Source organism: Bradyrhizobium sp. NBAIM14 (assembly GCF_020193895.1).
GTDB lineage: Bacteria > Pseudomonadota > Alphaproteobacteria > Rhizobiales > Xanthobacteraceae > Bradyrhizobium > Bradyrhizobium yuanmingense.
Genome location: NZ_JADYVQ010000006.1, coordinates 370,639 through 393,078 on the forward strand (window position 1 = coordinate 370,639; position 22,440 = coordinate 393,078).

The window sequence follows — 22,440 nt, forward strand, 5'->3', positions numbered from 1 at the left end:
TCGAGGCGGCTTGGATTCAAGACGAACGGCCGGCCCGGGTTCCGACATCGGGAGCAACATTCATGACGAGCACGCTTTGCGGCGTCTTGCTCCATGTTTTGGTTTAGGCGGCGCCCGACTTGACAGAATCGACCACCAGCCGGCGCAACCAGACCGCGCCGGGATCGTCGTGACTTCGTTCGTGCCAGAGCAGGCGATAGCCGTAGGGCGTCACCTGCGCCGGCGGTTTCAGCATCACGAGACCGAGCCGCGGCGCAAGCTGCCGGGCCGCCCGCGAGGGCATGGTCACCAGGTAATCCGACGCAGCCGTGATCACCGCGGCCGTTGCGAAATATGGAACACGCAGCGCGACGTGCCGCTTGTAGCCGCGCTCGGCCAATGCGGTATCGATCGGCCCGCCCTGCCCGCCAAAAATGCTGACCACGATGTGCGGCCAGGCCGTGAACAGCTTGATCGGCAGCACGTCCTTTGCCCCGCGCATCTGCTTGAGCAAAGGATGCCCTTGCCGGACCAGCGTCACGAAATTTTCGCGGAACAGCTCGCGCGCCCGAAACGAGCCGGATACGGGATTATCGGCATACAGCACGAAATCGACCTGACCGTCAGCGAGCATGCGGAACACATCACGCGAGAAGCTGACGACCTCGATCGCCGCCCCGGGTGCCTCGCGCGCAAAGTGGGCGGCGACATTGGGCAGGATGGCGAGCGCCCCATAATCGGTCGTCGCGATGCGAAAGACGCGGTCGGTGGCGGAAGGATCGAATTTCGGCTTGTGGAGAAATGTCTCGACGCCGCCGAGCAAGGTCGCCAGCGGCTCGCGCATCGCCTCGGCGCGCAGCGTCGGCGTCATGCCGCTTGCCGCCTTCACCATCAGCCGGTCACCGAACAGGCGCCGCAGCTTTGCCAGCGCACGGCTGATCGCGGGTTGGCTGCTGCCGAGACGCTCAGCGGCGCGCGTGACGCTGCCGGTCTCGAGCAGCGCATGCAACACCACCAGCAGGTTGAGGTCGACTTTCGCCAAATCCATCGAACGCATAATGTAAATTCTATCATGACATTTGTGGATGATGCCAGATCATCGTACACAGACCCCACCGCGATAGGCCGGAGAAGCCGTATGCCATCACATCTGAACATCAGCCGCCGCATAATGCTCGCAGGCGGCGCGGCCGGAGCGATGACGCCGCTGCTGGGCATGCCGGCCGCGATCGCGCAAACGCCTGCTGGCAGGGCCAATTCCGGCCACTACAGTTTTCGGATCGGCGATATCAAGACAACCGTCGTCAGCGACGGCACGCTGAGCGGCAATCCGCGCATCTATGCCCACACCGCCCAGGCGGAGGAACTCGGCAGGACGCTGAGCGATGCGTTCCTGCCGACCGACACCTTCAGGCTCAACCTGAACACGCTTCTGCTGGAAACCGGTGGCAGGAGAATCCTGATCGAGGCAGGTGCAGCGCAAACGCTCGGCCCCGATGGCGGACATCTATTCCGCAATCTTGCGGCGATCGGCGTGGAGCCCGAGCACATCGACGCCATCGTGATCACGCATACCCATCCCGATCACGTCGGCAATCTCAGCCGCGCCGACGGATCGAGCGCTTTTCCGAAGGCGACGGTCCATCTTCCCGAGGACGATTTTGCGTTCTTCATCCGTAACGAGCCTGACCTGTCGCGGCTGCCCATGCCGGAAGATTTCCGGCGCGCCTTCATCGCTAATATCAAGCGAAGCGTGGCGCCCGTCGCCAAGTCTGCCGTGCTGTACCGGCCGGGCAGCGAGTTGTTGCCGGGCATAACGACGATCGCCGCCGGCGGCCACACGCCGGGCATGTCGGCGATCCTGGTGCATTCCGGCGCGCAAGCATTGCTGATCACGTCCGATGCCGCCTATAGCCCCCTACTCAACATCGACAATGCCTGGCGGCCCGGGCCGGATCTCGATCCCGATACCGCGTTGCAGTCGCGCAGGCGCTTGTTCGACCGCGCTGCGACGGACCGCATCCCGGTGCTTGGATTCCATTTCCCGTTTCCGGGCATCGGCAACATCAGGAAGACGGACGACGGCTATCGCTGGGTGCCGGCGAACTGGCGGTTCGCAGGCTGAGCCAGCCCGAAGATGCGAAAGCGGCTATCGTAGGATCTCAAGCCCATCATTCTACGACCGCCGTATGCAGAAGCGCTGTTCTATCCAGGCGCCGCCCCGGCGATTTCCGAGATGAATCGTCCGCAGCGCTCTACGATCAGATCCTTGTCGTTATCGAGCGTGGCGACATGATAGGAATTGTCGAGCCAAAGCAGGCGCACGTCGTTGGAACTGACCTCCTGCGCGATTCGCTTGCCATTGGCCGCCGGCACGACGTGGTCCTCTCTGGAATGAATGGCGAGCGTGGGACAGCTGACCTTGCGCAGCAGGCTTTCGGTCGCAGCAATCAGGACGTGGACCTGCCGGAGGCAAGCGACTGGCACCTCCTGATAGGCCAGCTCCTTGACGCCGGCGGCCTTGATGTCCGATCCGATGCCGGGAACGCGCTTCGGCGCCGCGCCGTCCGATACGAGCTCGGCCATCGCGCCATCGAAGATTCCGGCGGCACCGTTGATCGGCACGGCGCCTGCGACGATGTTCGGAAAACGTGCGGCTAGGTTGAGCGTCAGCGTGCCTCCCATGGACAGGCCGGTGACGAAGACCTTGGTGCCCTGGCCAGCCAGCTCGTGAAGCGCCTGCTCCGCCGACGCGAGCCAATCGAGATAGCCGGTCGTTTCCATGTCGTCCGGTGAGGTGCCGTGGCCCTGCAGGCGAGGCCCGCTGACGGTGAAGCCGAAGCGCCGGTGAAGCTCTTCGCCGAGATACCGCATGCTTTGCGTCGTTCCCGTGAAGCCGTGGAGCACGAGGACCGCAGGCCCCTTGCCCTGCATGAAGAATGGTTCGGCTCCAGCCATCACATCGGTCATGTCATCTCTCCTGTTGTCATCGCGGCTGCGGCCGCATCCGTTCTCGTTTCGATATCGAGGCAATCATGACTGGCGCCTTGCCGAATATGCGGCCGCTGCAAGGCCGATGATCGCACCCTGCAGCATCAGCTTGGCGGATTCGCCAAGCCCCAGACTCGTCAGCAGGTTGAAGCTGAATGTCAACATCAAGGCGGCGACGGTCGGGCCGAGCCCCTCTCCCAGGACTATTGCATATGGTGCTTTGCGCGAGCTGAGCGCGCGCCTCGTCCTTCAACGCCCGCTAACGGCGGGCGTCTCGAAGAATGGCCACAGGCGAGATCGCTCCCATATGCGATCGCCCTGCCCCTTTCCGGAGCCGAAGGTAACGCCGTCGGCGTGAACGGCGCTAGCGGACCCGCTCGAACGTGATGCGGATCTTCGTGCCGTCAGGTCGTTCAAAATTCTCGGTCATGACGTCGCCGTCGACCACCAGACGCAATTCCTTCCGCGTCCGAACGCTGCCGATCCAGTTCGGAAAGGTGCAGCCCTCGACCTTGTTGCCGCTGAACTCGCCGTTCTCATCCACCGTGTAGGTGCCGAAAAAGCCGATGCTGCCGGCCATGGCCGCGCGGTTTTCCGCGTCCGTGCCCTCGCCCCGCACGCTGGAGGCAAAGCGCGGGACGTCCGAGTCGGTCAGCACCTCGATGAAGTGCATGTCCGGCGTGAAGGTCAGCAGCCCGTTCGGCCGCGCGCCATAGGCCGGCAGGTTCTTTCCTTCCGGATCGATCTGAGCGGAGACCATTCTCCAGGTGCCGAGCACCTTGTTCGGCGGCGTAGCGTGGACTGGAGCACTCATCAGGCAAACTCCCAAAGCGATCAGCACCAGATTTCGACGGGTCATGTTGGAGTCCTCTGCTTCGTCTTTCTACGCGGCCGCCGGGCCTCGGAATGGCGGACCTGCGCGAGGCCGCTTCAAGTGCACAGATCCGTCCTCGCCTGGGTGCGGGACGACTCCGTCGCTAAGCGAGCGCCGGTCAGTCTTGCCGAGACATCCCACAGATGAGACGCCACCGCATCGTCATCGGCCTGCGGCGGCACGCGGGCCACGGACGGCGAACCGCGGATTTCACCGAACTTGTCCGGACCGTAATAGCCGCCGGGGACGATGTCCGGCGACGTCGCCGCGAACAGCGTCGGCAGCGCACCTTGCGCCGCCGGCTGAAACAGGAACCAGAGGGCGGTCCGCGCCAGGCCGGGAAGGCTCATCCGGCCGGCGCCATTCGGAATGAGGTCGGTCCGCGATACGCCGGGATGGGCCGCAACGCTGGTGATGCCCCAGCCGAACCTCCGGCTGCGTCGCTGCAGCTCGAACGCAAACATCAGGTTCGCAAGCTTGGACTGGCTGTAGATCGGCATCGGCTGGTAGCGACGCTCAGCCTGCAGATTGTCGAACTCGATCGCTCCGCTGCGCGCTGCCAGGCTGGACACGGTGACGACGCGCGGCTCGACGCCCTTGTGCAGCAGCGGCAGAAGCTCGGCCGTCAGCGCGAAATGGCCGAGGTGGTTCGTGCCGAACTGCATTTCGAACCCGTCGGCCGTTACTTGCCGGACAGGGGGCATCATGACCGCGGCATTGTTGACGAGCAGGTCGAGACTGTCCCGTTGGCCACGCAAACGGGAGCCGAAGGCCCGCACCGAATGAATATCCGCAAGGTCGAGCCGTTCGAACCGGACGTTCGCGTTGGGCTGACGGGATCGGATCCGCGCGACGGCGTCTGCTCCCTTCGAGGCATTGCGACCGGCAATGATCACTTCGCCGTCCGCACGCGCCAACGCCAGCGCATCTTGGTAACCCAGGCCACCCGTGCCCGTGACAACGGCGCAACGCCCCCGCTGGGACGGAATATCGCTCGCACTCCAACCAGGCATCGGGCCATCTCCCACGGCACAACATCACATCGGGCCAGTTAAATTACACCTAGTGTAATTTTCAAGCGTTGTGCCGCCCGAGCCTGTTGACCTTCTCGTGAACGACACCTGCTCCGCGGCCCTCCCGCGCTGCGCGATTCAGTGGCCGCAGCGAAGCTCTGAGGATCCCGCGCAGCCGGACAAGCAAGAGGGCGGCTAGCGCCCGCAGCTTGGCCAGCGTCCCGGCGCGGATGACGGTCAGCACGGGGAGCAGCGCGAGCAGAAGGCTGAGGCCAATCCAGCGCAGAAGGCGGCCGGCCAGAAAGGCCTGGATCGTCGGGGTCCAGTCGTCCACCACGAGATTGACGGTCGCGGCGAACGCCGCCTTCGCACCGAGACAGAGGAAGCTGTTCGAAACGACGTTCGCCAGATCGAAGCAGGGATGGAACGAGATGGCGCACAGCAGGATGAGAACGCCGAAATTGCCGAGATACGGCGAATGTATGGCCTTCACCGCGCGCGCGAGGGTCCGAGCGACAAATCGACGCTGGTCACGTTCCCTTGGCGAGCCTTGCACGGCGCCGTCGAGGCGCTGCTCGCCGGCATGACGGGCTCGCGCGTCATGTATCGTCCGGGGGACGGATTGCAGGCTCCTGCGAGGTCTGCTGATTGCACGGCGAGGCCGGTGCGGCGCGCCCTGGCGATGGCTGGAGGCGACGTAACCGGCAGGATTGCGGCGTAGAAGCTCGATGTTGCCGGAGCTGCGCGTGCGCTGGTCCTTCCCGGCCGCCGCTTGCAGCAAGCCGGCCTCGGCATCGTGGAAATCGCAACGCGAAGCATCGGCATCCCGGTCGTTCGCCGGGCCGTCCCTGTCTGCAGTCATCTTGATCCAGTTCGCTGGTCTTGGACGCCTCGAATCGGCCCGAGCCTTGCTGGCCGGCCTCACATGCAGTAATTTCGCACTTGATGCGGAATTTTATCGCACTGAGTGTAATTTTGAATGAGGCCGTTGTGTGTCGAAACAGGACGGAGACGACCCATCACCGAAAAGCGAGGGACTGAGGGAGCAAAAGCGCCGCGAAACGTTGCGACGGATCACCGACACCGGTCTGAGGCTCTTCCTTCGGAACGGCTATGAGGCGACGACGCTCGACGCCATCGCGGAGGCAGCGGGAATTTCGCGTCGGACCTTCTTCTATTATTTCAAGTCGAAGGAAGACATCATCCTGGCCTGGCAGGGCGGTCTCGCCGAAGCCATAGGGCGCGCCGTTCTGGAGCAATCGACCAAGCAGCCGCCGCTCGAAGCGGTGAAGAATGCACTGGTCAGACTCACGGCGTCCTACGAGGACGTCCAGGCCCGGAAACAAATGATGGAGATCGACCGGTTCATCCGCACCAACGAGACGCTTCGCGCCCGCGAGGCCACCAAATACGCCCAACAGGAACAGGCGGTCTTCGACGCGCTCTGCACGATGTGGCCGCAGCCCAAGCGGCGAACGGCACTCCGCATAGTCGCGATGGTCTCAATCGGAGCTTTTCGCCTTGCGATCGACAGTTGGAGCCAGGATGAGGGAAGGCGTCCCTTCGCCGCCTATTTGCGGGACCGTTTCGCAAACATGAAGGCGGAAGCTTGAATCCAGGGGCTGTGACTGAGGCGCAGCCTCGCAAGGCTTATTGCGCCGCGATGCCCTCAGCCCTCCACCCGGTACAGCCGCCACCTTTCGGGCACCCCCTTGAGCCGGTGCTGGCCATGATCCCTCAGGTTGATTGCGGACTGCGCCGCCATCAGTTCCTTTACCGCGCTCGAAACCAGCACCTCGCCCGCGCGTGCTTTCGCTGCAACCCGGGTGCAGATGTGGAACGCGAGGCCGACCATTTCGCCGCCGCTGATGGTGTATTCGCCCGCGTGGAGACCCACCCTGATCTCGAGGCCGAGCGTGCGCACGGCTTTCTGAATCGCGGCCGCGCAGGCGATGCCGGCAGCGGGTTTCCTGAAGGTCGCCAGCACGCCGTCGCCCGTGGTCACGACCTCCTTGCCGCGGCACGTCTTCAGCTCCTTGCGGACCGCCGCGTAATAATGGCCTATCACCTTGGTCCAGCGCGCATCGCCGAGCTTGGCTGCCTTCGCCGTGGAGCCGACGATGTCCACGATGAGGATGGTGGCGAGCGCCTGCTTGAGCTCGGCGGCGCGGGCAGCCGACCGGCGCCGGTTCGCGATGGGTCCGGTCAGCGGCTCATAGCGGTGATTGCGGCGCCGCGCGATCGCGGCTTTCGTGTACTCCTGCGCGCGCTGCGCGGTGCCGCAACGGATCGTCTTCTCCTGCGGCGACCGCGACCAGTAGACCTTGCGCCCGGCGCCGGCGCCCTGCACCTCCACCGCGCCCCATTTCAGGAAGACCGCCGCGCCGACGCGTCTGACGCACCACGCCTTCGAGGTGTATCCGGAGACGTTGGACTGATGGACACCGATGCGGAGAAATTTGGGCATGAAGGTGCGGCCAGAGACCGTTTGGGCGTAGCTTCGGCAAGGCTAGTCGGACAATCCGGCCTTGGCAACCGGACCTCCGGCCTCTGACTCCGGCGGGACAAGCTTATCCAGCAGCGATGTCCAGATCGATGTGCTATCCTCCTATGGGGCGGCAGAAGAAAATCCGGAGAGAATTTATGGCAACGAGTGTCAAGCAAATGCTGGAAGCTGCGAACGCGGCGGTCCCGAAGATCACCTCGGAGCAGGCGGCCGAGATGATCAACAAGGGCAACACGCTGGTCGTGGACGTTCGCGATGCGCCGGAAGTCGCCGCCAGCGGCAAGATCGCCGGCGCCGTGAACGTCTCGCGCGGGATGCTGGAGTTTCGCGCCGACCCGGAGTCGCCCTATCACGACAAGGCGTTCGACAAGGGCAAGACCGTCATCCTCTATTGCGCATCCGGCGGCAGGTCGGCGCTGGCCGGCAAGCTCTTGAAGGATATGGGTTACGAGAACGTCTACAACGTCGGCGGCTTCAAGGACTGGACGGGCGCAGTCGAGAAGTAGCGAGAACAGCGGCGCGGTTCCGTTGACTGCGCTGCGAACTCCGATTGGCACTTTCTGCGGCAAGGCGCGTTGCGGTGTTGTCGAGGAGGCGCAGATGACCAAGACCAAGGCTGCCCACGCACAAGACGCCAAGATTCCCACGCAAGCAGCGCTCAATCCCGGTGACGAAGCTCCGCCCGGAACCAAGGGCACCGGCGACGACGTCTGTCCCGATTGTCACGGCAAGGGACGCATCGACGGCGCGCCTTGCGCCACCTGCGGCGGGAGCGGCACCATCACGCGGGCAGTCGGCGGCGCCTGACGCCGCCTCGTCCAGCGGCTTCATCTTCGTAGCAACGATCGGCCCTTCACGTGTGTTTTCCCCGACTGGAGACAGTGAGGCGCACCATGAACAAGACGACCGGACTGACACCCGACGACTTTCCGATCGAAGCCGACAAGGACAAGCTGAAGACACACAAGGGCGAGCCGGTGGCCTCGGCCGAGACCGAGCAGATTGCGGACGAGATCGCCGACCGGCTGAACGAGCAAGCCCACCAGGAAGAGCAGGACCGCTGGTCAGCCTAGTTCAGCGGGTTTGCGGCGCCCCATCGAATTTGGAACGACCACGCGTTCCCGCGCATTGGCCCTTCGCCGGCGTCTCACCATTCCGGCAAATGGCGGCCCCGGCTCAAGCCCGCCCCCGGATGCCGGGCCGGGGCCGCCTAGAGCGCGATGCGATTAGGATGAACCGTCATCGCGCTCCAGGTTATTGTTTGAGCATGATCTTTTTGGAAAACCGCTGCGCACTTTGCGCTGCGCGGCCCTCCGGGTCCGGATCATGCACCAGGCCGAGCACAGGAGCGGACATGAAAGCACTCGTCATAGCAGGGCTCATCGCGGCGCTCGCCTCGTCTCCTTCCGCCTTCGCGCAAAGCGGCGCGGGGCCGTCGAGGACGGGCTCCGGCATCAATTCGACCGGCACCGGCGGCACGACCGGCGCGGGCGCCTCCAGCCTCAATACGTCGTCGGACGCCAACAACGGCGGCGCCAATGCACCGGCGAAGTCGTCAACGATGAGGCCGGGCGACAACGATCCGGCCAGGCAGACCCAGGGGGGCCAACAGGCCCTGCCGAACGCCCCCGGAACTAACCGGAAATAGCGCGAGCCGGATAGGCATAGAGCTCGATGGGGGCGTTGAAGCCGCGCACCTCGTGCCGGCCGACATGCTCCAATGCGAACTCCTTCTCGACAAGCTCGGCGAAATCGCGTGACAGCAGCACGTTCCTGCCGAGCGTCTTGGTCAGCGCCTCCAGGCGGGAGGCCATGTTGACGGCCGGGCCGATCACCGTGAAATCCAGCCGCTGGGCAGATCCGATATTGCCGTACATGACATCACCGACGTGGACGCCGATGCCGTAGTTCAGCGGCGCGCGGCCGGTCGCGCTGTTCCGATCGTTGAGCGCGGCCATGGCTCCCCTCGCCTCGGCCACCGCATGCAGAAGATTGGCGCAGGCGTTCGGCTGATGCAGCGGGAAGATGGCGAGCAGCCCGTCGCCGATGAACTTCAGGATCTCGCCGCCGTGCCGCGCGATCGGCTCCGACATCGCGTCGAAATAGTCGTTGAGAAGGTCGATGACATCGTCGCGCGGCCAGTTGTCGGAGATCTTGGTGAAGTCCCTGAGGTCGCAGATCATGATCGCGGCGCGCACCGTCGTGCCGGTGCCGCGCCTGGTGGCGCCGGCCAGGATCAGCTCGCCGGCATGGGAGCCGACATAAGTTTCCAGCAGCGTGCGCGCCAGGCGATTCTTGATGCGGATCTCGCTGACCAGCGCCAGCACCGGCAACAGCTTCTTCAGGCCGGCGATGTGGACATCCTCGAAACCGCCGGGACGATCAGTGGCGAAGGTCACGACGTGGCGCTTGCCGAGCGTGTGCAGCAGCGGCCAGGCCACATAGTCGGTCATGCCCAGCGACCGCATGTCGTCATAGAGGGCATGCTTGCGACCGAGCGAGGAATCCTGCTCGAGCTTTTCGCGGACCTCGTCGGCACCGTCATGGATCTCGTTGGCGGAGCTGCCGATATATTCGGACCGCTCGCGAACGTCATAGTCGGCCAGCGTGATCTCCGCCTCGCGCTTGCCGTCGGACCACATCATGCGGGCACCCAGCCATTGCGGATGATGGATCATCACGTGAAGCGTCGATCGCTTGAGCGGAATGCCCGCCTGCTGCAGGCGGATGCACATCAGCGCGAAGATGTCGTCGATGAAGCGCTCGTCGCGCGTGCCGTTGGTCAGCCAGTCGATGACGCCGTCGGCCAGTGTGGGGGCGTATGTGTGTGGCGCATTCATATCCTGCCCCTCGAGCTGCGGTTTAGCCAGCAGATATCGTGCGCCGGCCCGGCGGCGTCAACCTAGCTAGTTGCATGGATTGTGCGCATTCTAGACCAGAAGCCGGATCGACCCCAGCACCGCCAGACCCGCGACGAGCGCAAGCTGCGACGGCCCGGCCAGCTCGACCTTCAACGTGCCGGTGCGGGGAATCGCAAATTCCTCGTTGTCGAGGCGGATGCGGCATTCGCCGCGCGGGGCGTAGACCAGATGCGTGCCGGCGGCGAGGTGCCGGTCGCCGGGCTGCTTCAACGCGAGGAGATCGATCTCGGCCGCGCCGCGCCGCGCCATGAGGTTCACGACCTCGACGGGACCGGCCTCGAGCTCGGTCACGATCTCGAGCTCGCCGGTGAACCGCACCGTCGTAAAAGGTTCACGTTCGTCGAATTCCTGCGTCGGCGACTTCAGCACCAGCCCGCGCCCCTCGACGACCATCTGCAAGCGGTCGATACCGGGCATATGGGAGAAGGGACCGGGCGCAAGAATCGGCGTCGACGCGAAGCGCCAGAGCAGGCTGTCCCAGTCCTTGCGCGGCGCATCGGCCCGATGCGCATCCGCGATGTCGGTGAAGACGCCGCCGCCGTTCTTCCACGGCGAGCGGGTGTAGTCTTCAGGATTGAGCAATGTGGTCTTCATGTCTCGAACTCATCCGGGAAAGTCAGGAATGTAACCGAGTTTGTAGCCTGGATGAAGCGCAGCGCAATCCGGGTTAGCTCGCGCCGTGAAGCACCGGCCCCGGATTACGCTCCGCTCCATCCGGGCTACAGGTCCCCGGATGATGTCGCTATTTCGACGCCAATGCCGCCACAGGCCGCCAAGTGACGTTGGGCGCGGCTGCTGCCAGTTGCCGGCAGCGGTCCCGCATCAGCTCGGCTGGGCGATCGTCGCCGCGGCGCTTCAGCACCGCCTCGAAATCGGCCAGCGCATCGGCAAAGCGGCGGGCGCGATAGGCGGCGAGGCCGCGTTCGTAATCCGCGATCCAGCCGATGCTGCCGACCGCATTCTCGTTCACCATCCCGATCAGCTCGTGGACGGAGAGTCCCTCCTCGCGTCCGTAGACCGCGATGCTGTCGACCTCGCGCGTGACGACGGCGCCGCGCGCCAGACGTTCGGTTGCCGCGCCGATCAGGATCTGCGTGCCGTAGGATTTGTTGGCGCCTTCGAGCCGGCTCGCGACATTCACGGCATCGCCGATCACGGTGTAGTTCAGCCGCAGCTCCGAGCCGATATTGCCGACCAGCATGCGGCCGGAATTGATGCCGATGCGGATCTGGAGCGGCTGACCGAGATCGTCGACGAGGCCCGACTGGTCGATCGCCTTGCGGCAGGCGAGCGCGGCGCGGCAGCATCGCGCGGCGTGATCGGCTTGCGGCTGCGGCGCGCCCCAGAACGCCATGACGGCATCGCCGATGAACTTGTCAATGGTCCCGCCATTGGCGACGATGATCTCCGAGGTGAGGTCGAGATAGCGCGACAGCAGCGGCACGACGCGGTCGCCGAGCCGCTCCGACAGCCCGGTGAAGCCGGCGATGTCGATGAACATCACGCTGAGCTCCTGAACGCTGCCGCCGGGCTTCGCCTCGACGCCCTGGCGCAGCAGGCCGCGGACGAGATCCGCCGGGATGAACTTACGGAATGCGGACAGGCCGGCCGCCATCTCCGCGATGGCACCCGACAGGCTTGCGATCTCCTTGAGCCGCGACGGATGGCGACGGACCTGCTCCAGCGCGAAGGCTTCGACATAGCGCAGCTCGCCGACGACGCGCGACAGCGGCGCGGCGATGACGGACCGCGCCAGCATCGCCGAGGCCAGCGCCGCGAGCACGGCGCCGACGGCGAGACCGAGGATCAGGCGGTGCAATGTCGTCTCGACCGGCCCGAGAAATTCGGCCTCGGGGATCACGGTCGCGAGCGACCAGCCGGGAAACGGCAGCGGCGTCAGCGCGACCTCATAGGCCGCGCCGCCCGAGGTGAGCCGGCTGCGCCAAGCCTCCTTGCGGCCGGCTTCCCCGGCCTGGCCGAGCGCTGCGCGCGCCAGTGGCAGCAGCGCGGTGTCGCCGCGGGCCGGATGGAGCTCGTCGGCGTCCTTGTCCGGCGCCGCGACGAGCTCGCCGCTGCCGTCGACGATGAAGGCGGCGCCGGTGCGCCCGACCTCCAGCTGCGACAGGAACCGCGCAAGCCTGGTGTATTCGATGATGACGGCAAGCACGCCTTGCCGCTCCTGGTAGACGTCGATCGGGCCGGCGAAGGCGATCGACGGCCGTTCGCCGGTCGCGTGGTTCATGACCCTGAACCATTGCGGGTCGTCCGCGCCGAGGCCGGCCTTGAACCAGGCCTGATCGGCGACGCGGAAATCGGTCGGCTCGAAGCGGCGGTTGGCAAATTCGATGTCGCCGGGCACCACGTCATATTCGTCGACCCGGCGCTCGCCCGGATGATCCGTCAGCGAGATCTCCATCATCTCCAGGCGCCGATCGCCGAGCTTGTGCGCGGCGAAGAAGGAGCCGTCGGGCCAGCCGAACGCGACCCAGGAAATCGTCGCCTGCGACTGCAATTGTGACAGGAACACGAACTCACGCTTGTCGGCCTCGCGGGTGTCGAGCACGTTCTGGAGGAACAGGGTGCGGATCGCGGTATGCGCGGCGCGCGCCTCGTCGACGATGGCCGAGACCTCCTTGCGCACCGCCGCGACGATCTGCTCGTTGATGGTCGAGGCGAGCTGCCGGCTGGCCGCCTCCGCGGTGCGCCACCACAGCAGGCTGGAGAGCGCCGCGGTCAGCAGGATCGCGGCGAGGACCAGCGCGGAGACAGCAAGGCGGATACTGACCGTCATCCTTGCGATCGCGCGCAGCTGGCGTCCGGGATCGACGTTCATGGTTTTATCCGCCTTTGGGTGGGCGCGACTCCTGTCATCTTCCTACGCAGATTTCCTACCGTCCGTTACCTCTGCCAAGTTTGGTCGGACGCATCCAATGCTCTCGCTCTAACGTGTCGATAGCGCCAAGGCATTGGATTTGGGCACCCACTTGCCCGCTAATCCCGTCCAAGCGCACCGACCGTGCGCCCGATCCAATCGATCTCACGGTTTCGTGAGCAGCCCGCCGTAACACGGGCGGCGCGCGGAACGAAGGAGATCATGCGCGCTCGCCTGCCGGGCGGCACCATTCGAACAGGAGAATCTCGATGTCTGCCAAACATACCGTCACCTCCCTCGTCCTCGCCGGTGCGGTGTCGACCGCGCTCGCGACCCTTGCCTCCGCCGCCCCCCTGAGCAAGGCCGAAGCCGATGCCGCAATCGCCGCCAAGAAAGAAAAGTGCTTCGGCGTCGCACTGAAAGGTCAGAACGATTGCGCGGCGGGACCGGGCACCACCTGCCAGGGCACCTCGACCGTGGACTACCAGGGTAATGCCTGGAAATTCGTCAAGGGCGGCACCTGCACCAGCATCGAGCTGCCGGGCGGCAAGAAGGGTTCGCTGAAGCCGATCTGAACGGCGCAACGGCAGGCGCGAACGGAGCAGCACGATGAGCACGATCAAGCCGGCCCCGCCAGCAGCGCTGCCGCTCCGCTTCGCAACGCCGATCGGCGGCGTTGCCGGGACGAGCTTCAAGCCCGAGCACCTCCCGGCAATCCTCGAGGCAAAAGATCAGCGCGGCTTCTTCGAGGTCCACGCCGAGAACTACATGGGCGCCGGAGGGCCGCCGCATCGCGCGCTTGAGGCGATCCGCCGCGACCATCCGCTCTCGCTGCACGGCGTCTGCATGTCGATCGGCGGACCCCGGCCGCTCGACAAGGCGCATCTGGCGCGCTTCCGCGGCCTGGTCGCGCGCTATCAGCCGGCGCTGGTCTCCGAGCATCTCGCCTGGTCGACGCACGAGACCAGCTTCTTCAACGATCTGTTGCCTCTGCCCTATACCGCGGCGACGCTCGCTTGCGTCTGCGATCACATCGATCAGGTGCAGGAGGCGATCCGGCGACCGCTGCTGTTGGAAAACCCGTCGACCTATCTCGCCTTCCGCGAATCCTCCATGCACGAGACCGAATTCATCCGCGCCATTGCGGAGCGCACCGGCTGCGGCCTGCTGCTCGACGTCAACAACGTGTTCGTCTCCGCGGCCAACCATGGATATTCTGCGCTCGACTACCTCGCTGATTTCCCGCTGTCGCACGTCGAGGAAATTCATCTCGCCGGGCATGCCGAGCAGGCCGACGACGAAGGTGACCTGCTGTTGATCGACAGCCACGATGGCCCGGTGGCCGACGCCGTCTGGAAACTCTACGAGATCGTGATCCGGCGCCGCGGGCCGGTGCCGACGCTGATCGAATGGGACAGCAAGATTCCGGACTGGCCGGTGCTGCAAGCGGAAGCCGCGGCCGCCCAGGCGATCCTCGACCGCCATCAGTCCGTCATACCGGCAGGAGAGCGTCATGCCGCCTGAACCCGGCCTGTGTTTTGCCGCATCGTTCGCGCCGGCGTTGCTGGATCCGGAGCGCAGCACGCCTGAATTCGTGACCGGCCCCAACGGCAAGGCCGCTGGCCGGCGCTATGACGTCTACCGCAACAACGTCACGGTCAGCCTGATCGACGCGCTCGCCGCGATCTATCCGGCGGTGCAGCGCATCACCGGCGTCGACTTCTTCCGCGCGATGGCGCGCTTCCATGTGCGCAGCAATCCGCCGACATCGCCGCTGCTGTTCGAATATGGCCGCGACTTTCCGGACTTCATCGAAGCCTACGAGCATGCGCAAGATCTGCCTTGGCTCGGCGACGTCGCGCGTCTCGAGCGGGCCTGGCTCGACGCCTATCACGCCGCCGACGCCATCCCGCTGTCGCCGGCCCGGCTCTCGGCGGTGACGCCCGACCGCCTGGCTGATCTGGTTTTCATTCCGCACCCGGCCGCGCGGTGCCTGCGTTCGAATTACGCTGCCGTGACGATCTTTGCGGCCAACCGCGACGACGCACCGATTATGCGGATCGATGCCTCGACGCCGGAGGATGCCCTGATCACGCGCGGCGAAGTCGACGTCGCCGTGCGCCGCCTTCCACCCGGCGGCGCGGTCTTCGCGCACCATCTCATGTTGGGCCGGCCGCTCGGCGAAGCCGCGGCGGCGGCGCTGGAGGCGGCAAGCGAATTCGACATCGCCGCGAACATTGCCGGGCTGATCGAAGCCGGCGCCTTCACCTCGCTCTGTTGCGGAGACCCATCATGATCACGGAGCAGCCCATGACGCCCGCCAGCGGCCTGCCGTCGCCCGGAGCACTCATCGACAGAGCCAATCATCTGGTGCAGGCGCTCGCGATGCCATCGCTGGTCCAGCTGGTGCTGCGCCTCGCGCTGGCCGTGCCGTTCTGGCGCTCGGGCCTGCTCAAATGGAGCGGCTTCCTCGAGCTCAACGACACCGCGGTGACGCTGTTCAGCGACGAATTCATGCTGCATCTGCCCGGCGGGCCCTATCACTTTCCGGCCCCGACGGTGATGGCCTTTCTCTCGGGCTCCGGCGAGATCATATTCCCGATCCTGCTGGTGCTGGGACTGGGCACGCGGTTCGCCGCGCTCGGGCTGCTGTTCATGACCGTGATCGTCGAGCTCACGGTGCCCGACGGCTGGCCGATTCACCTCACTTGGGCGGCGATGGCGCTTGCCCTCATGGCTTACGGGCCGGGGCACATCTCGCTCGATCATCTGATCTGTCGCATCCGTAGCCCGGATGGAGCGCAGCGCAATCCGGGGCAGGTTGCGCGGTGAGGCATCGGTCCCGGATTACGCTTGCGCTCCATCCGGGCTACAGAAGAGCACTTACATCCCGCTCAGGCCGCTATCGACTGCGAGGGTCTGTGCGGTGACGTAGACGCTTTCGTCGGAGAGGAAGAACAGCACGGCATAGGCAATCTCCCAGGCTGTCGCCTGGCGGCCGAACGGGATGTGGCTCTTGCCGCGGGAGGGACGGCCGGCGCCGGCTTCGCGGCCGTTGGGGGTGTCGACGACTCCGGGATAGACGAGATTGGCGCGGATGCCGCGGCGGGCTCCGAGATGGGCGATGTTGCGCATCAGACCGCCGAGCGCGGCTTTCGAGGAATCGTACACCGCCATCTGCGAGCCCGCCTTCAGCGCGGCGATGGAGGAGATGAAGACGATGGCGCCGCCATCGTCGAATTTCGGCAAGCCGGCGCGGCAGCACAGCATGGGGCCGCGGACATTGACGTCGTAGATCTTGTTCCACTCCTCGGGGCTGACGGCATCGAGCCCGACCTTGCCGAATGTGCCGACGTTCAGCACCATGCCGTCGAGCCCGCCCATGGCGCGGCGCGCTTCGTCGATCATGCGGACGACGTCGGCCTCCGAGGTAACGTCGGCCGCGATGGCAAAGCCGTCGCCGCCTTCATCCGTGATGCGCTTCACCGTCTGTTCGGCGGAGCTGCGGTTGAGATCGGCGACCGCGACCTTGGCGCCCTCGCGGGCGCACAGGATGCTCATGGCACGGCCGTTGCCGATTGGATCGCTCGCTGCGTCGAACACGCGTTGGCCGCCGCCGACGATCAGGATGCGGCGCCCTTTGAGGCGCCCCCTGCCCGGCGCTTCTCCGGATGATTCCGCGCTCGGCGGACGAATGTAACGCTCCGGCTTGCTCTCGGTGTCCGCCATCTCAGCCGCCTGACTTCTTGCCGCCGTCATAGACCTTCATGCCAGCGGCGGGATCGAGATCGGTTTCCGTTGCTTCGGTCAGGCGCGCCATCATCATGTAAAAGCCGAGCGCGACGATGGCTTCGACGATTTCCTGGTCGCTGAAATGTTTTCGCACGGCCGCGAAGATGGTCTCGGGGACACGGACGTTCTCGACCACTTCGCGGCCGAACTTCAGCAGCGCGCGCTCGGCCTCGCTCAGGCCGGCGGCGTCGTAGTCACTACGCTCGACGGCGTCGATCTGGTCCTGCGTGCAGCCGACGCCGAGCGCGATTGGCACGTGCTGGCGCCACTCGTAGGCGCCGCCTTCGAGCTGGGCGGACTGGAGGATCAGAAGCTCGCGGTTGACCGCGCTGAGCTTCTGCTTGTGCAGGATGGAATTGCCGAGCCGCATCGCCGGAATCATGTTGGCCTCGGCATGGGCCATCATGCGGAAGATGTTGAGCTTGACCGGCATGCGGTCGAACGAGGCGCGAATGTCGCCGCTCGTCGTCTCCGGATCAATCAGGGGCAGCCTTGCCACGCATTTCTCCCTTGGGCTTCCGTTTCTTGTTGTCGGCGTCTTGACCTGCCGCGATCAGCGACAGGAAGAAGGCGAGATAGCGGTCGATCGCCTCGATCACCTTCGGCCGCGGCGACGGCACCGCGCCCATCACGTAATGCTCGAGGCGGATGTAGATCAGACCGGCGGCGAACAGCCGCGCGGTCTCGCGCGGATCAGTGGTCGAGATCAGGCCGGCGAGCGCGAAGCCGCGGAAATAATCCGTCATCAGGCTCTGCTCGCGCGCGTAGAAATGATCGGCGAATTTGGCGCGAATGCCTGGCACGCGGTTGCGCTCGGCGGTGATGACCTTCTGGAACTGGTGCTCGCGCGGATCGGACCATTGCTCGACGAGGTCGAGCGCGAACTGCCGGCAGAACTCCGCCGGCTGCCGCGCCAGCTGCTTGTAGCGCGGCTCCTCCAGCCGGCTCGCCGAGCTGGCCGGGCCATGCTCGCTGACGATCGCCTCGAGGATCGCCGCCTTGCCGGGGAAATGGTTGTAGAGGCTGCTCTCGCGGATGCCGACGCGGCGCGCGAGCTCGCGCATCGAGGCGCCGCCATAGCCGCTCTGCGCGAACAAATTGAGCGCTTCGGCGAGGATGCGCTCGCGCGTCGTGGGCGCAGCCGCTTCAGCCGCGCTGGAGGTGTCGACAGCCATGCTGCTTGACTAACGAACGCTCGTTCGCTAGTCAACCGTACGAACGATCGTTCGTTTCAACTCCGCTCGATAAGCGGAGAGCAATTGGGGGAAGAACGCCATGGCAAGCCACGCCGCGCAAACCATCGCAGCGCTTCGCATCGTCACATCATTGCTGCTGATCTTGTCAGCGGCGCCGTCCGCCCGCGCCGAGGATGCTGCCGCCTACCCCACCCGCAAGATCAGGATGCTGCTGCCTTACGCGGCCGGCGGCGGCGGCGACGTAGTCGGCCGGCTGCTTGCGGAGAGGATGGGCAAGACGCTCGGGCAGAGCATCTATATCGAGAACCACACCGGCGCCGCCGGCACGATCGGCACGCAGATGGTCGCGACTTCCGCCAATGACGGCTACACCATCACCGTCGGCGGCATGACCACGCATGTGCTGGCGCCCGCGATCTATCCAAAACTGCCCTACGATCCGATCAAGGATTTCACGACGATCGGGCGCGTCGGCGTCTCCTCCATCATGCTGGTGGCAACCAAGGACTTTGCCGCCAATGACATCAAGGGTCTGGTCGCGCTGGCCAAGAAGGGCGAGCCGATCCAGTACGGCAGCTGGGGCGTCGGCTCGACCGGACAATTCTGCGCGGAGATCCTGATGCAGCAGACCGGCATCAGGATGGACCACGTGCCGTTCAACGGCATCGCAAAGCTGGCCGGCGATTTGCTCGGCCGCCACATTTCCCTGGCGACGCTCGACGTCGCCACCGCAACGCCGCTGGTGAAGGAGGGCTCGATCAAGGCGCTGGCGGCCTGCGGCGAGCGGTCGCCGAGCCTGCCCGAAATCGCCAGCTACAAGGAGCAGGGCGTCGCGTTCGACCGCAGCCTGTCATGGGCGATGTATGCGCCCGCCGGCGTGGCTCCGCCGATCGCGCAGAAGCTGTCGGCGGCCCTGAAGGAGACCCTTGGCGATGAGGTGGTGAAGCAGAAGCTGCTGGCGCTCGGCATCACCCCGCAATTCGTGCCAGGCGAGGAGCAACGCGACATCAACGCGCGCGACATCACGGCCTGGAAGCAGGTTGCCAAGGACGCGGGCATCGAGGTCAAGTGAGTAAGCTGACGACAGGAGCGCGGGCATGAGCCGTATCTTCGGCGCGGTGCGCCAGAACGGATATGTGGTGCGGGACATCCACGCCGCGATGAAGCACTGGATCGAGGTGATGGGCGTCGGACCCTGGTACTACATGGACCGGGTCAAGACCGACTGGTTCCGGCATCGCGGCCGGGATTCCGCCGTCGAGATGAGCATTGCGCTGGCGAATTCCGGCGATCTCCAGATCGAGCTGATCCAGCAGCGCAACGACGCGCCCTCGCTCTACAGGGAATTCCTCGATGCTGGGCACGAAGGGCTCCAGCACATGTCGTACTGGAGCCACGACTATCAGGCGCTCTACGACAAGGCGCTCGGGCTCGGCTATCGGATCGGCCATGAGGGCCAGATCGGCGGCAACAAGGGACGCTTTGCCTATTTCCACACGCAGGCGCATCCGGGCACGGTGATCGAAATCTCCGACATCAGCGGCACCAAGGGCCCGTTCTTCGAGAAGGTGCGGCAGGCCGCACTGAACTGGGACGGCACGCGGCCGATCCGCGAGGTCGCGGCGGGAGATCGTAAGGCTCGCTGACCGGTTTTGCCGATGTTCGCTGAGCACACAACGCCGTGCTGAGCCGGTCTCCTTCACAGCCTTGCCGGCGCATCCGTGGTAACGTTGGGCCTCACGTTCCGAACCTTCAGCGAGGCAGGCATGTCAGACACTGACAAGGTTTTCGCCGGCTCCATCCCAAAACTCTACGATGAGCATCTCGTCCCGATGATCTTCGCCGGATACGCCGACGACATCGCAAGACGCGTCGCCGCGCTCTCGCCCTCCGCGCTGCTCGAGATCGCGGCCGGCACCGGCGCCGTGACGCGCGCCGTGGCGGCGGCTTTGCCGCGCAACGTCCGCTACGTTGCGACCGACCTCAACGAGCCGATGCTCGCGGTCGCGGCGCAGCATCAGGCGGGCGATGACCGCATCTCCTGGCGCCAGGCGGATGCGTTGGCGCTTCCGTTCGGCGACGCCGAGTTCGACGTGGTCTGCTGCCAGTTCGGCGCGATGTTCTTTCCGGACCGCGTCAAGGGCTATTCGGAAGCAAAGCGCGTCCTGAAGCTCGGCGGCGCGTTTCTTTTCAATGTCTGGGACCGCATCGAGGAGAACGTGTTCGCCGATGACGCAACGACCGCCCTGGGCAAGCTGTTTCCCGACGATCCGCCACGCTTCCTAACGCGGACACCCCACGGCTATTTCGACCAGGCGATCATACGGGCCGACCTTGCACGCGCAGGTTTCGGCAACGTCTCGATCGAAATACTGGCAGCCACCAGCCGCGCCGCCTCGCCAGACCTCGTGGCGTTAGCGTATTGCCAGGGTACCCCGCTGCGCGGCGAAATCGAGGCGAGAAGCGGCGGCGATCTTCAGGCCGCGACGGACGCTGTCGCCGCTGCAATCCGCGCGCGCCACGGATCCGGGCCGGTCGAAGCCAAGATCCAGGCGCTGGTGATCACGGCGCGGCCATAAGCCTGCGCCGCAGGCAAGCCCCGCGTCCTTACCAGAACCCCCGCTGCATCGGCTGCGCCGGCTGGTAATATTGGTACTGGCTGCGCCGGCGCGGGTTGGCCGGCTGGACGTAGGGATCGCGGTAGAAGAAGCCGAAGCCGTTGTCCCAGCCGTCATCGCTGGCGATCATGGCAGGCGCGGTCGGCTTGCGCGTGATGAAGCCGCCTTGCGGCTCGTTGCTCAGCACCGCGACGAACTCGGTGCGGTAATTGGTCTCGCTGCTCAGCGGCTCGTCCGAGATGACGATCGAGGAACGCGGCAACGCGGTCGGTCCGATGCGGTCCCATACGTCCTGCGGGATGGTGATGCGGTCGAGTGCGTTGCGCGCCTCATCGCCGTTCTCGATCGTGACAACGCTCCAGCGCAGGCCCGTCCCAGTCTTCGCCATCGCCGTGAAGATATGCGTGCCGATCGGCTGCTCGGGATTGCGGATCGTGACGGGGACCTCGATGCTGGTGTCGAACACCTCGCCGCCGCCGTCGGGCGCCGGCTTGTGCGTGTTCCGACGCACATAGAGCTTCTGCGTCGCCCGGCTGATGTAGACCGAGACCGGCTCGCCCGCGAGCTTCGCGTCGGTCGCCGCCTTCACGGCCTCGGTCTTTCTCGCCGCAGCGGTCTTCGCGGCTTCCTTGGTCGCAGCCACCGCATCGCGCTTCGGCTGCGCGGCGGCCCTGGCGGCCTCGAGCTGCGTCGCCGCGTCGGCAGCCTTGGTTGCTGCCTTCTGCTTCAGCTCCTCGGCCTTGGCTCGGGCCTGATCCGTCTTGGCATTTGCGAGCATTTTGTCGGCGAAGGCGAGCTCGGCATCGGCGCGGGTCTTCTGCTGCTCCAGCTTGCGCAACGCGGCCGGGAGCGAGGCGGCTTCCTTCGCGGCGGCGGACGCAGCCTTCTTGGCCTCGTCGGCCGCCCTTGTGGCCTCCTCCGCCTCGGCGGAGAGCTTGTCGGCCCGGCCGGGCACGGCCGCGATGGCCTCCGGCTTTGGCACGAACAGCGAGGGATGAGAGAATTCCGTCGGGACCGTGTCATGCGGCGAGACGATCACGCGCATCCCGATATAGGTCTTGTCGAACACATTCTCGGCGAAGCCGAACGGCATTCGCACGCAGCCGTGCGAGGCGGCATAGCCGGGCAGCGGTCCGCCATGCAGGGCGATGCCGTTCCAGGTAATGCGCTGCATGTGCGGCATCCAGGCATCGTCATAAAGGCTCGAGCGATGCTCCCGGTTCTTCTCGAGAATGGCAAAGACGCCAGCCGGCGTCTCGCGTCCGGTGGTGCCGGTCGATACCGGCGCGCGCACGATCCAGCCGTCGGCATCGTAGAAAGTGACCTGCTGGCTCTTGATCGACACGATCGCCATGACCGGATCGCCGGCCACCCGCGGCGCGACTGCCTCGGCCACCTGGCGCTGCTGCTTGGCCGCAATCGCCGGGGTGGCCGCCGCAAGGGTCGCCGCCGCCACGAGCGCCATGATTCCGGCAGGCCCCCGGCGCCCCACCGCCCTGATGGATTGCGCCGTCGTCGATCGGTTTTTCATGCCATCCTCGGTCGAGCTGCCAGTCGGCTGGTGTCGCTCACGTGTCAGATTGGAATCATTGGATTAAGAAATCGCAGCCGCCTTACGTTCCCTCTGTGGCGGGATTCGGTACGTTCGGGCGACAAATCTCTCATATACGAGGGTTGG

The 22,440-nt window shown here is 65.5% G+C and carries 27 protein-coding genes; 12 read left to right on the top strand and 15 right to left on the bottom strand.

The features are described from left to right. Positions 1 to 103: 103 nt before the first annotated feature. Positions 104 to 1,036 (bottom strand): LysR family transcriptional regulator, encoded by a 933-nt coding sequence (locus I6F28_RS18275; RefSeq protein ID WP_225140426.1) that lies wholly within the window; start codon positions 1,034 to 1,036, stop codon positions 104 to 106. A gap of 81 nt (positions 1,037 to 1,117) precedes the next feature. On the opposite strand from I6F28_RS18275, the gene I6F28_RS18280 reads away from it, so the two are divergent. Beyond that, the gene (locus I6F28_RS18280; protein WP_370142903.1) at positions 1,118 to 2,104 is read left to right on the top strand and encodes an MBL fold metallo-hydrolase; all 987 of its coding nucleotides are present in this window, start codon (positions 1,118 to 1,120) and stop codon (positions 2,102 to 2,104) included. An 80-nt stretch (positions 2,105 to 2,184) separates the two neighbouring features. Here the strand turns inward: I6F28_RS18280 and I6F28_RS18285 are convergent, their stop codons facing one another. The 5 genes from I6F28_RS18285 to I6F28_RS18300 form a co-directional block, all read right to left on the bottom strand. After that, the gene (locus I6F28_RS18285; RefSeq protein WP_225140427.1) at positions 2,185 to 2,949 is read right to left on the bottom strand and encodes an alpha/beta hydrolase; all 765 of its coding nucleotides are present in this window, start codon (positions 2,947 to 2,949) and stop codon (positions 2,185 to 2,187) included. A gap of 63 nt (positions 2,950 to 3,012) precedes the next feature. Next, positions 3,013 to 3,135: a hypothetical protein gene (locus I6F28_RS37505; protein WP_260345905.1), complete on the bottom strand. Its 123-nt coding sequence runs from the start codon at positions 3,133 to 3,135 to the stop codon at positions 3,013 to 3,015. Positions 3,136 to 3,334: 199 nt separating this feature from the next. Beyond that, the gene (locus tag I6F28_RS18290; protein ID WP_225114035.1) at positions 3,335 to 3,784 is read right to left on the bottom strand and encodes a lipocalin-like domain-containing protein; all 450 of its coding nucleotides are present in this window, start codon (positions 3,782 to 3,784) and stop codon (positions 3,335 to 3,337) included. A 116-nt stretch (positions 3,785 to 3,900) separates the two neighbouring features. Beyond that, on the bottom strand, positions 3,901 to 4,857 hold the full coding sequence (locus tag I6F28_RS18295) for an oxidoreductase (RefSeq protein WP_036011654.1): 957 nt from the start codon (positions 4,855 to 4,857) through the stop codon (positions 3,901 to 3,903). A 61-nt stretch (positions 4,858 to 4,918) separates the two neighbouring features. Next, a complete protein-coding gene (locus I6F28_RS18300) occupies positions 4,919 to 5,638 on the bottom strand; it encodes a hypothetical protein (protein WP_225140428.1) in 720 nt (239 codons plus the stop codon). 283 nt (positions 5,639 to 5,921) lie between these two features. On the opposite strand from I6F28_RS18300, the gene I6F28_RS18305 reads away from it, so the two are divergent. Beyond that, complete coding sequence (locus I6F28_RS18305) at positions 5,922 to 6,470, top strand: TetR/AcrR family transcriptional regulator (protein ID WP_225114033.1); 549 nt, start codon at positions 5,922 to 5,924, stop codon at positions 6,468 to 6,470. 56 nt (positions 6,471 to 6,526) lie between these two features. On the opposite strand, the gene I6F28_RS18310 is transcribed toward I6F28_RS18305, so the two are convergent. Next, complete coding sequence (locus tag I6F28_RS18310) at positions 6,527 to 7,324, bottom strand: adenylate/guanylate cyclase domain-containing protein (RefSeq protein WP_057026102.1); 798 nt, start codon at positions 7,322 to 7,324, stop codon at positions 6,527 to 6,529. Positions 7,325 to 7,500: 176 nt separating this feature from the next. Here I6F28_RS18310 and I6F28_RS18315 point away from each other — a divergent pair, with 176 nt between their 5' ends. The 3 genes from I6F28_RS18315 (at position 7,501) to I6F28_RS18325 (ending at position 8,436) form a co-directional block, all read left to right on the top strand. After that, a complete protein-coding gene (locus tag I6F28_RS18315) occupies positions 7,501 to 7,869 on the top strand; it encodes a rhodanese-like domain-containing protein (RefSeq protein WP_036011668.1) in 369 nt (122 codons plus the stop codon). A gap of 94 nt (positions 7,870 to 7,963) precedes the next feature. Next, on the top strand, positions 7,964 to 8,170 hold the full coding sequence (locus I6F28_RS18320; protein WP_050991724.1) for a hypothetical protein: 207 nt from the start codon (positions 7,964 to 7,966) through the stop codon (positions 8,168 to 8,170). A gap of 86 nt (positions 8,171 to 8,256) precedes the next feature. Next, on the top strand, positions 8,257 to 8,436 hold the full coding sequence (locus I6F28_RS18325; protein ID WP_036011671.1) for a hypothetical protein: 180 nt from the start codon (positions 8,257 to 8,259) through the stop codon (positions 8,434 to 8,436). A 181-nt stretch (positions 8,437 to 8,617) separates the two neighbouring features. Here the strand turns inward: I6F28_RS18325 and I6F28_RS18330 are convergent, their stop codons facing one another. The 4 genes from I6F28_RS18330 to I6F28_RS18345 all read right to left on the bottom strand — a co-directional run bounded on the left by I6F28_RS18330 (position 8,618) and on the right by I6F28_RS18345 (position 13,117). Continuing rightward, positions 8,618 to 8,941: a hypothetical protein gene (locus I6F28_RS18330; protein ID WP_036011673.1), complete on the bottom strand. Its 324-nt coding sequence runs from the start codon at positions 8,939 to 8,941 to the stop codon at positions 8,618 to 8,620. 56 nt (positions 8,942 to 8,997) lie between these two features. Further along, positions 8,998 to 10,203: an adenylate/guanylate cyclase domain-containing protein gene (locus I6F28_RS18335; protein WP_036011675.1), complete on the bottom strand. Its 1,206-nt coding sequence runs from the start codon at positions 10,201 to 10,203 to the stop codon at positions 8,998 to 9,000. Between the two features lie 90 nt (positions 10,204 to 10,293). Next, entirely contained in the window at positions 10,294 to 10,878 is a 585-nt protein-coding gene (locus I6F28_RS18340) for a HutD/Ves family protein (protein ID WP_225140429.1), read from the bottom strand. A gap of 148 nt (positions 10,879 to 11,026) precedes the next feature. Then, complete coding sequence (locus I6F28_RS18345) at positions 11,027 to 13,117, bottom strand: adenylate/guanylate cyclase domain-containing protein (RefSeq protein WP_225140430.1); 2,091 nt, start codon at positions 13,115 to 13,117, stop codon at positions 11,027 to 11,029. 308 nt (positions 13,118 to 13,425) lie between these two features. On the opposite strand from I6F28_RS18345, the gene bufA1 reads away from it, so the two are divergent. The 4 genes from bufA1 to I6F28_RS18365 are packed head-to-tail and all read left to right on the top strand — an operon-like array spanning position 13,426 to position 15,988. Then, positions 13,426 to 13,731 carry a BufA1 family periplasmic bufferin-type metallophore gene (gene bufA1 / locus I6F28_RS18350; protein ID WP_225140431.1) on the top strand — a complete coding sequence of 102 codons (306 nt, stop codon included), beginning with the start codon at positions 13,426 to 13,428 and terminating at the stop codon, positions 13,729 to 13,731. Between the two features lie 34 nt (positions 13,732 to 13,765). Beyond that, positions 13,766 to 14,680, top strand: coding sequence for an MNIO family bufferin maturase (bufB, locus tag I6F28_RS18355; RefSeq protein ID WP_225140432.1), 915 nt, complete (start codon positions 13,766 to 13,768; stop codon positions 14,678 to 14,680). Continuing rightward, complete coding sequence (locus I6F28_RS18360; protein ID WP_225140433.1) at positions 14,670 to 15,452, top strand: HvfC/BufC N-terminal domain-containing protein; 783 nt, start codon at positions 14,670 to 14,672, stop codon at positions 15,450 to 15,452. Before bufB ends, I6F28_RS18360 begins: the two co-directional genes overlap by 11 nt. Further along, positions 15,449 to 15,988, top strand: a complete 540-nt coding sequence (locus I6F28_RS18365) for a DoxX family protein (protein WP_225140434.1) — start codon at positions 15,449 to 15,451, stop codon at positions 15,986 to 15,988. Before I6F28_RS18360 ends, I6F28_RS18365 begins: the two co-directional genes overlap by 4 nt. Positions 15,989 to 16,039: 51 nt before the next feature. Here the strand turns inward: I6F28_RS18365 and I6F28_RS18370 are convergent, their stop codons facing one another. From I6F28_RS18370 to I6F28_RS18380, 3 genes are read right to left on the bottom strand one after another with little or no spacing between them, the layout of a single operon-like run. Continuing rightward, positions 16,040 to 16,885 (bottom strand): SDR family NAD(P)-dependent oxidoreductase, encoded by an 846-nt coding sequence (locus I6F28_RS18370; protein WP_225140435.1) that lies wholly within the window; start codon positions 16,883 to 16,885, stop codon positions 16,040 to 16,042. 1 nt (position 16,886) lies between these two features. Further along, positions 16,887 to 17,447 (bottom strand): carboxymuconolactone decarboxylase family protein, encoded by a 561-nt coding sequence (locus tag I6F28_RS18375; protein WP_225140436.1) that lies wholly within the window; start codon positions 17,445 to 17,447, stop codon positions 16,887 to 16,889. Further along, positions 17,425 to 18,123 (bottom strand): TetR/AcrR family transcriptional regulator, encoded by a 699-nt coding sequence (locus I6F28_RS18380; RefSeq protein ID WP_036026741.1) that lies wholly within the window; start codon positions 18,121 to 18,123, stop codon positions 17,425 to 17,427. The genes I6F28_RS18375 and I6F28_RS18380 overlap by 23 nt, the downstream gene beginning before the upstream one ends. A 100-nt stretch (positions 18,124 to 18,223) precedes the next feature. Here I6F28_RS18380 and I6F28_RS18385 point away from each other — a divergent pair, with 100 nt between their 5' ends. From I6F28_RS18385 to I6F28_RS18395, 3 genes are all read left to right on the top strand, one after another. Then, positions 18,224 to 19,216: a Bug family tripartite tricarboxylate transporter substrate binding protein gene (locus tag I6F28_RS18385; RefSeq protein WP_225140437.1), complete on the top strand. Its 993-nt coding sequence runs from the start codon at positions 18,224 to 18,226 to the stop codon at positions 19,214 to 19,216. A 25-nt stretch (positions 19,217 to 19,241) separates the two neighbouring features. Continuing rightward, positions 19,242 to 19,790 (top strand): VOC family protein, encoded by a 549-nt coding sequence (locus I6F28_RS18390; RefSeq protein ID WP_225140438.1) that lies wholly within the window; start codon positions 19,242 to 19,244, stop codon positions 19,788 to 19,790. 120 nt (positions 19,791 to 19,910) lie between these two features. Then, positions 19,911 to 20,723 carry a class I SAM-dependent methyltransferase gene (locus tag I6F28_RS18395; protein ID WP_225134939.1) on the top strand — a complete coding sequence of 271 codons (813 nt, stop codon included), beginning with the start codon at positions 19,911 to 19,913 and terminating at the stop codon, positions 20,721 to 20,723. Between the two features lie 28 nt (positions 20,724 to 20,751). Here the strand turns inward: I6F28_RS18395 and I6F28_RS18400 are convergent, their stop codons facing one another. Further along, complete coding sequence (locus tag I6F28_RS18400) at positions 20,752 to 22,293, bottom strand: L,D-transpeptidase (RefSeq protein ID WP_109145176.1); 1,542 nt, start codon at positions 22,291 to 22,293, stop codon at positions 20,752 to 20,754. Positions 22,294 to 22,440 lie beyond the last annotated feature (147 nt).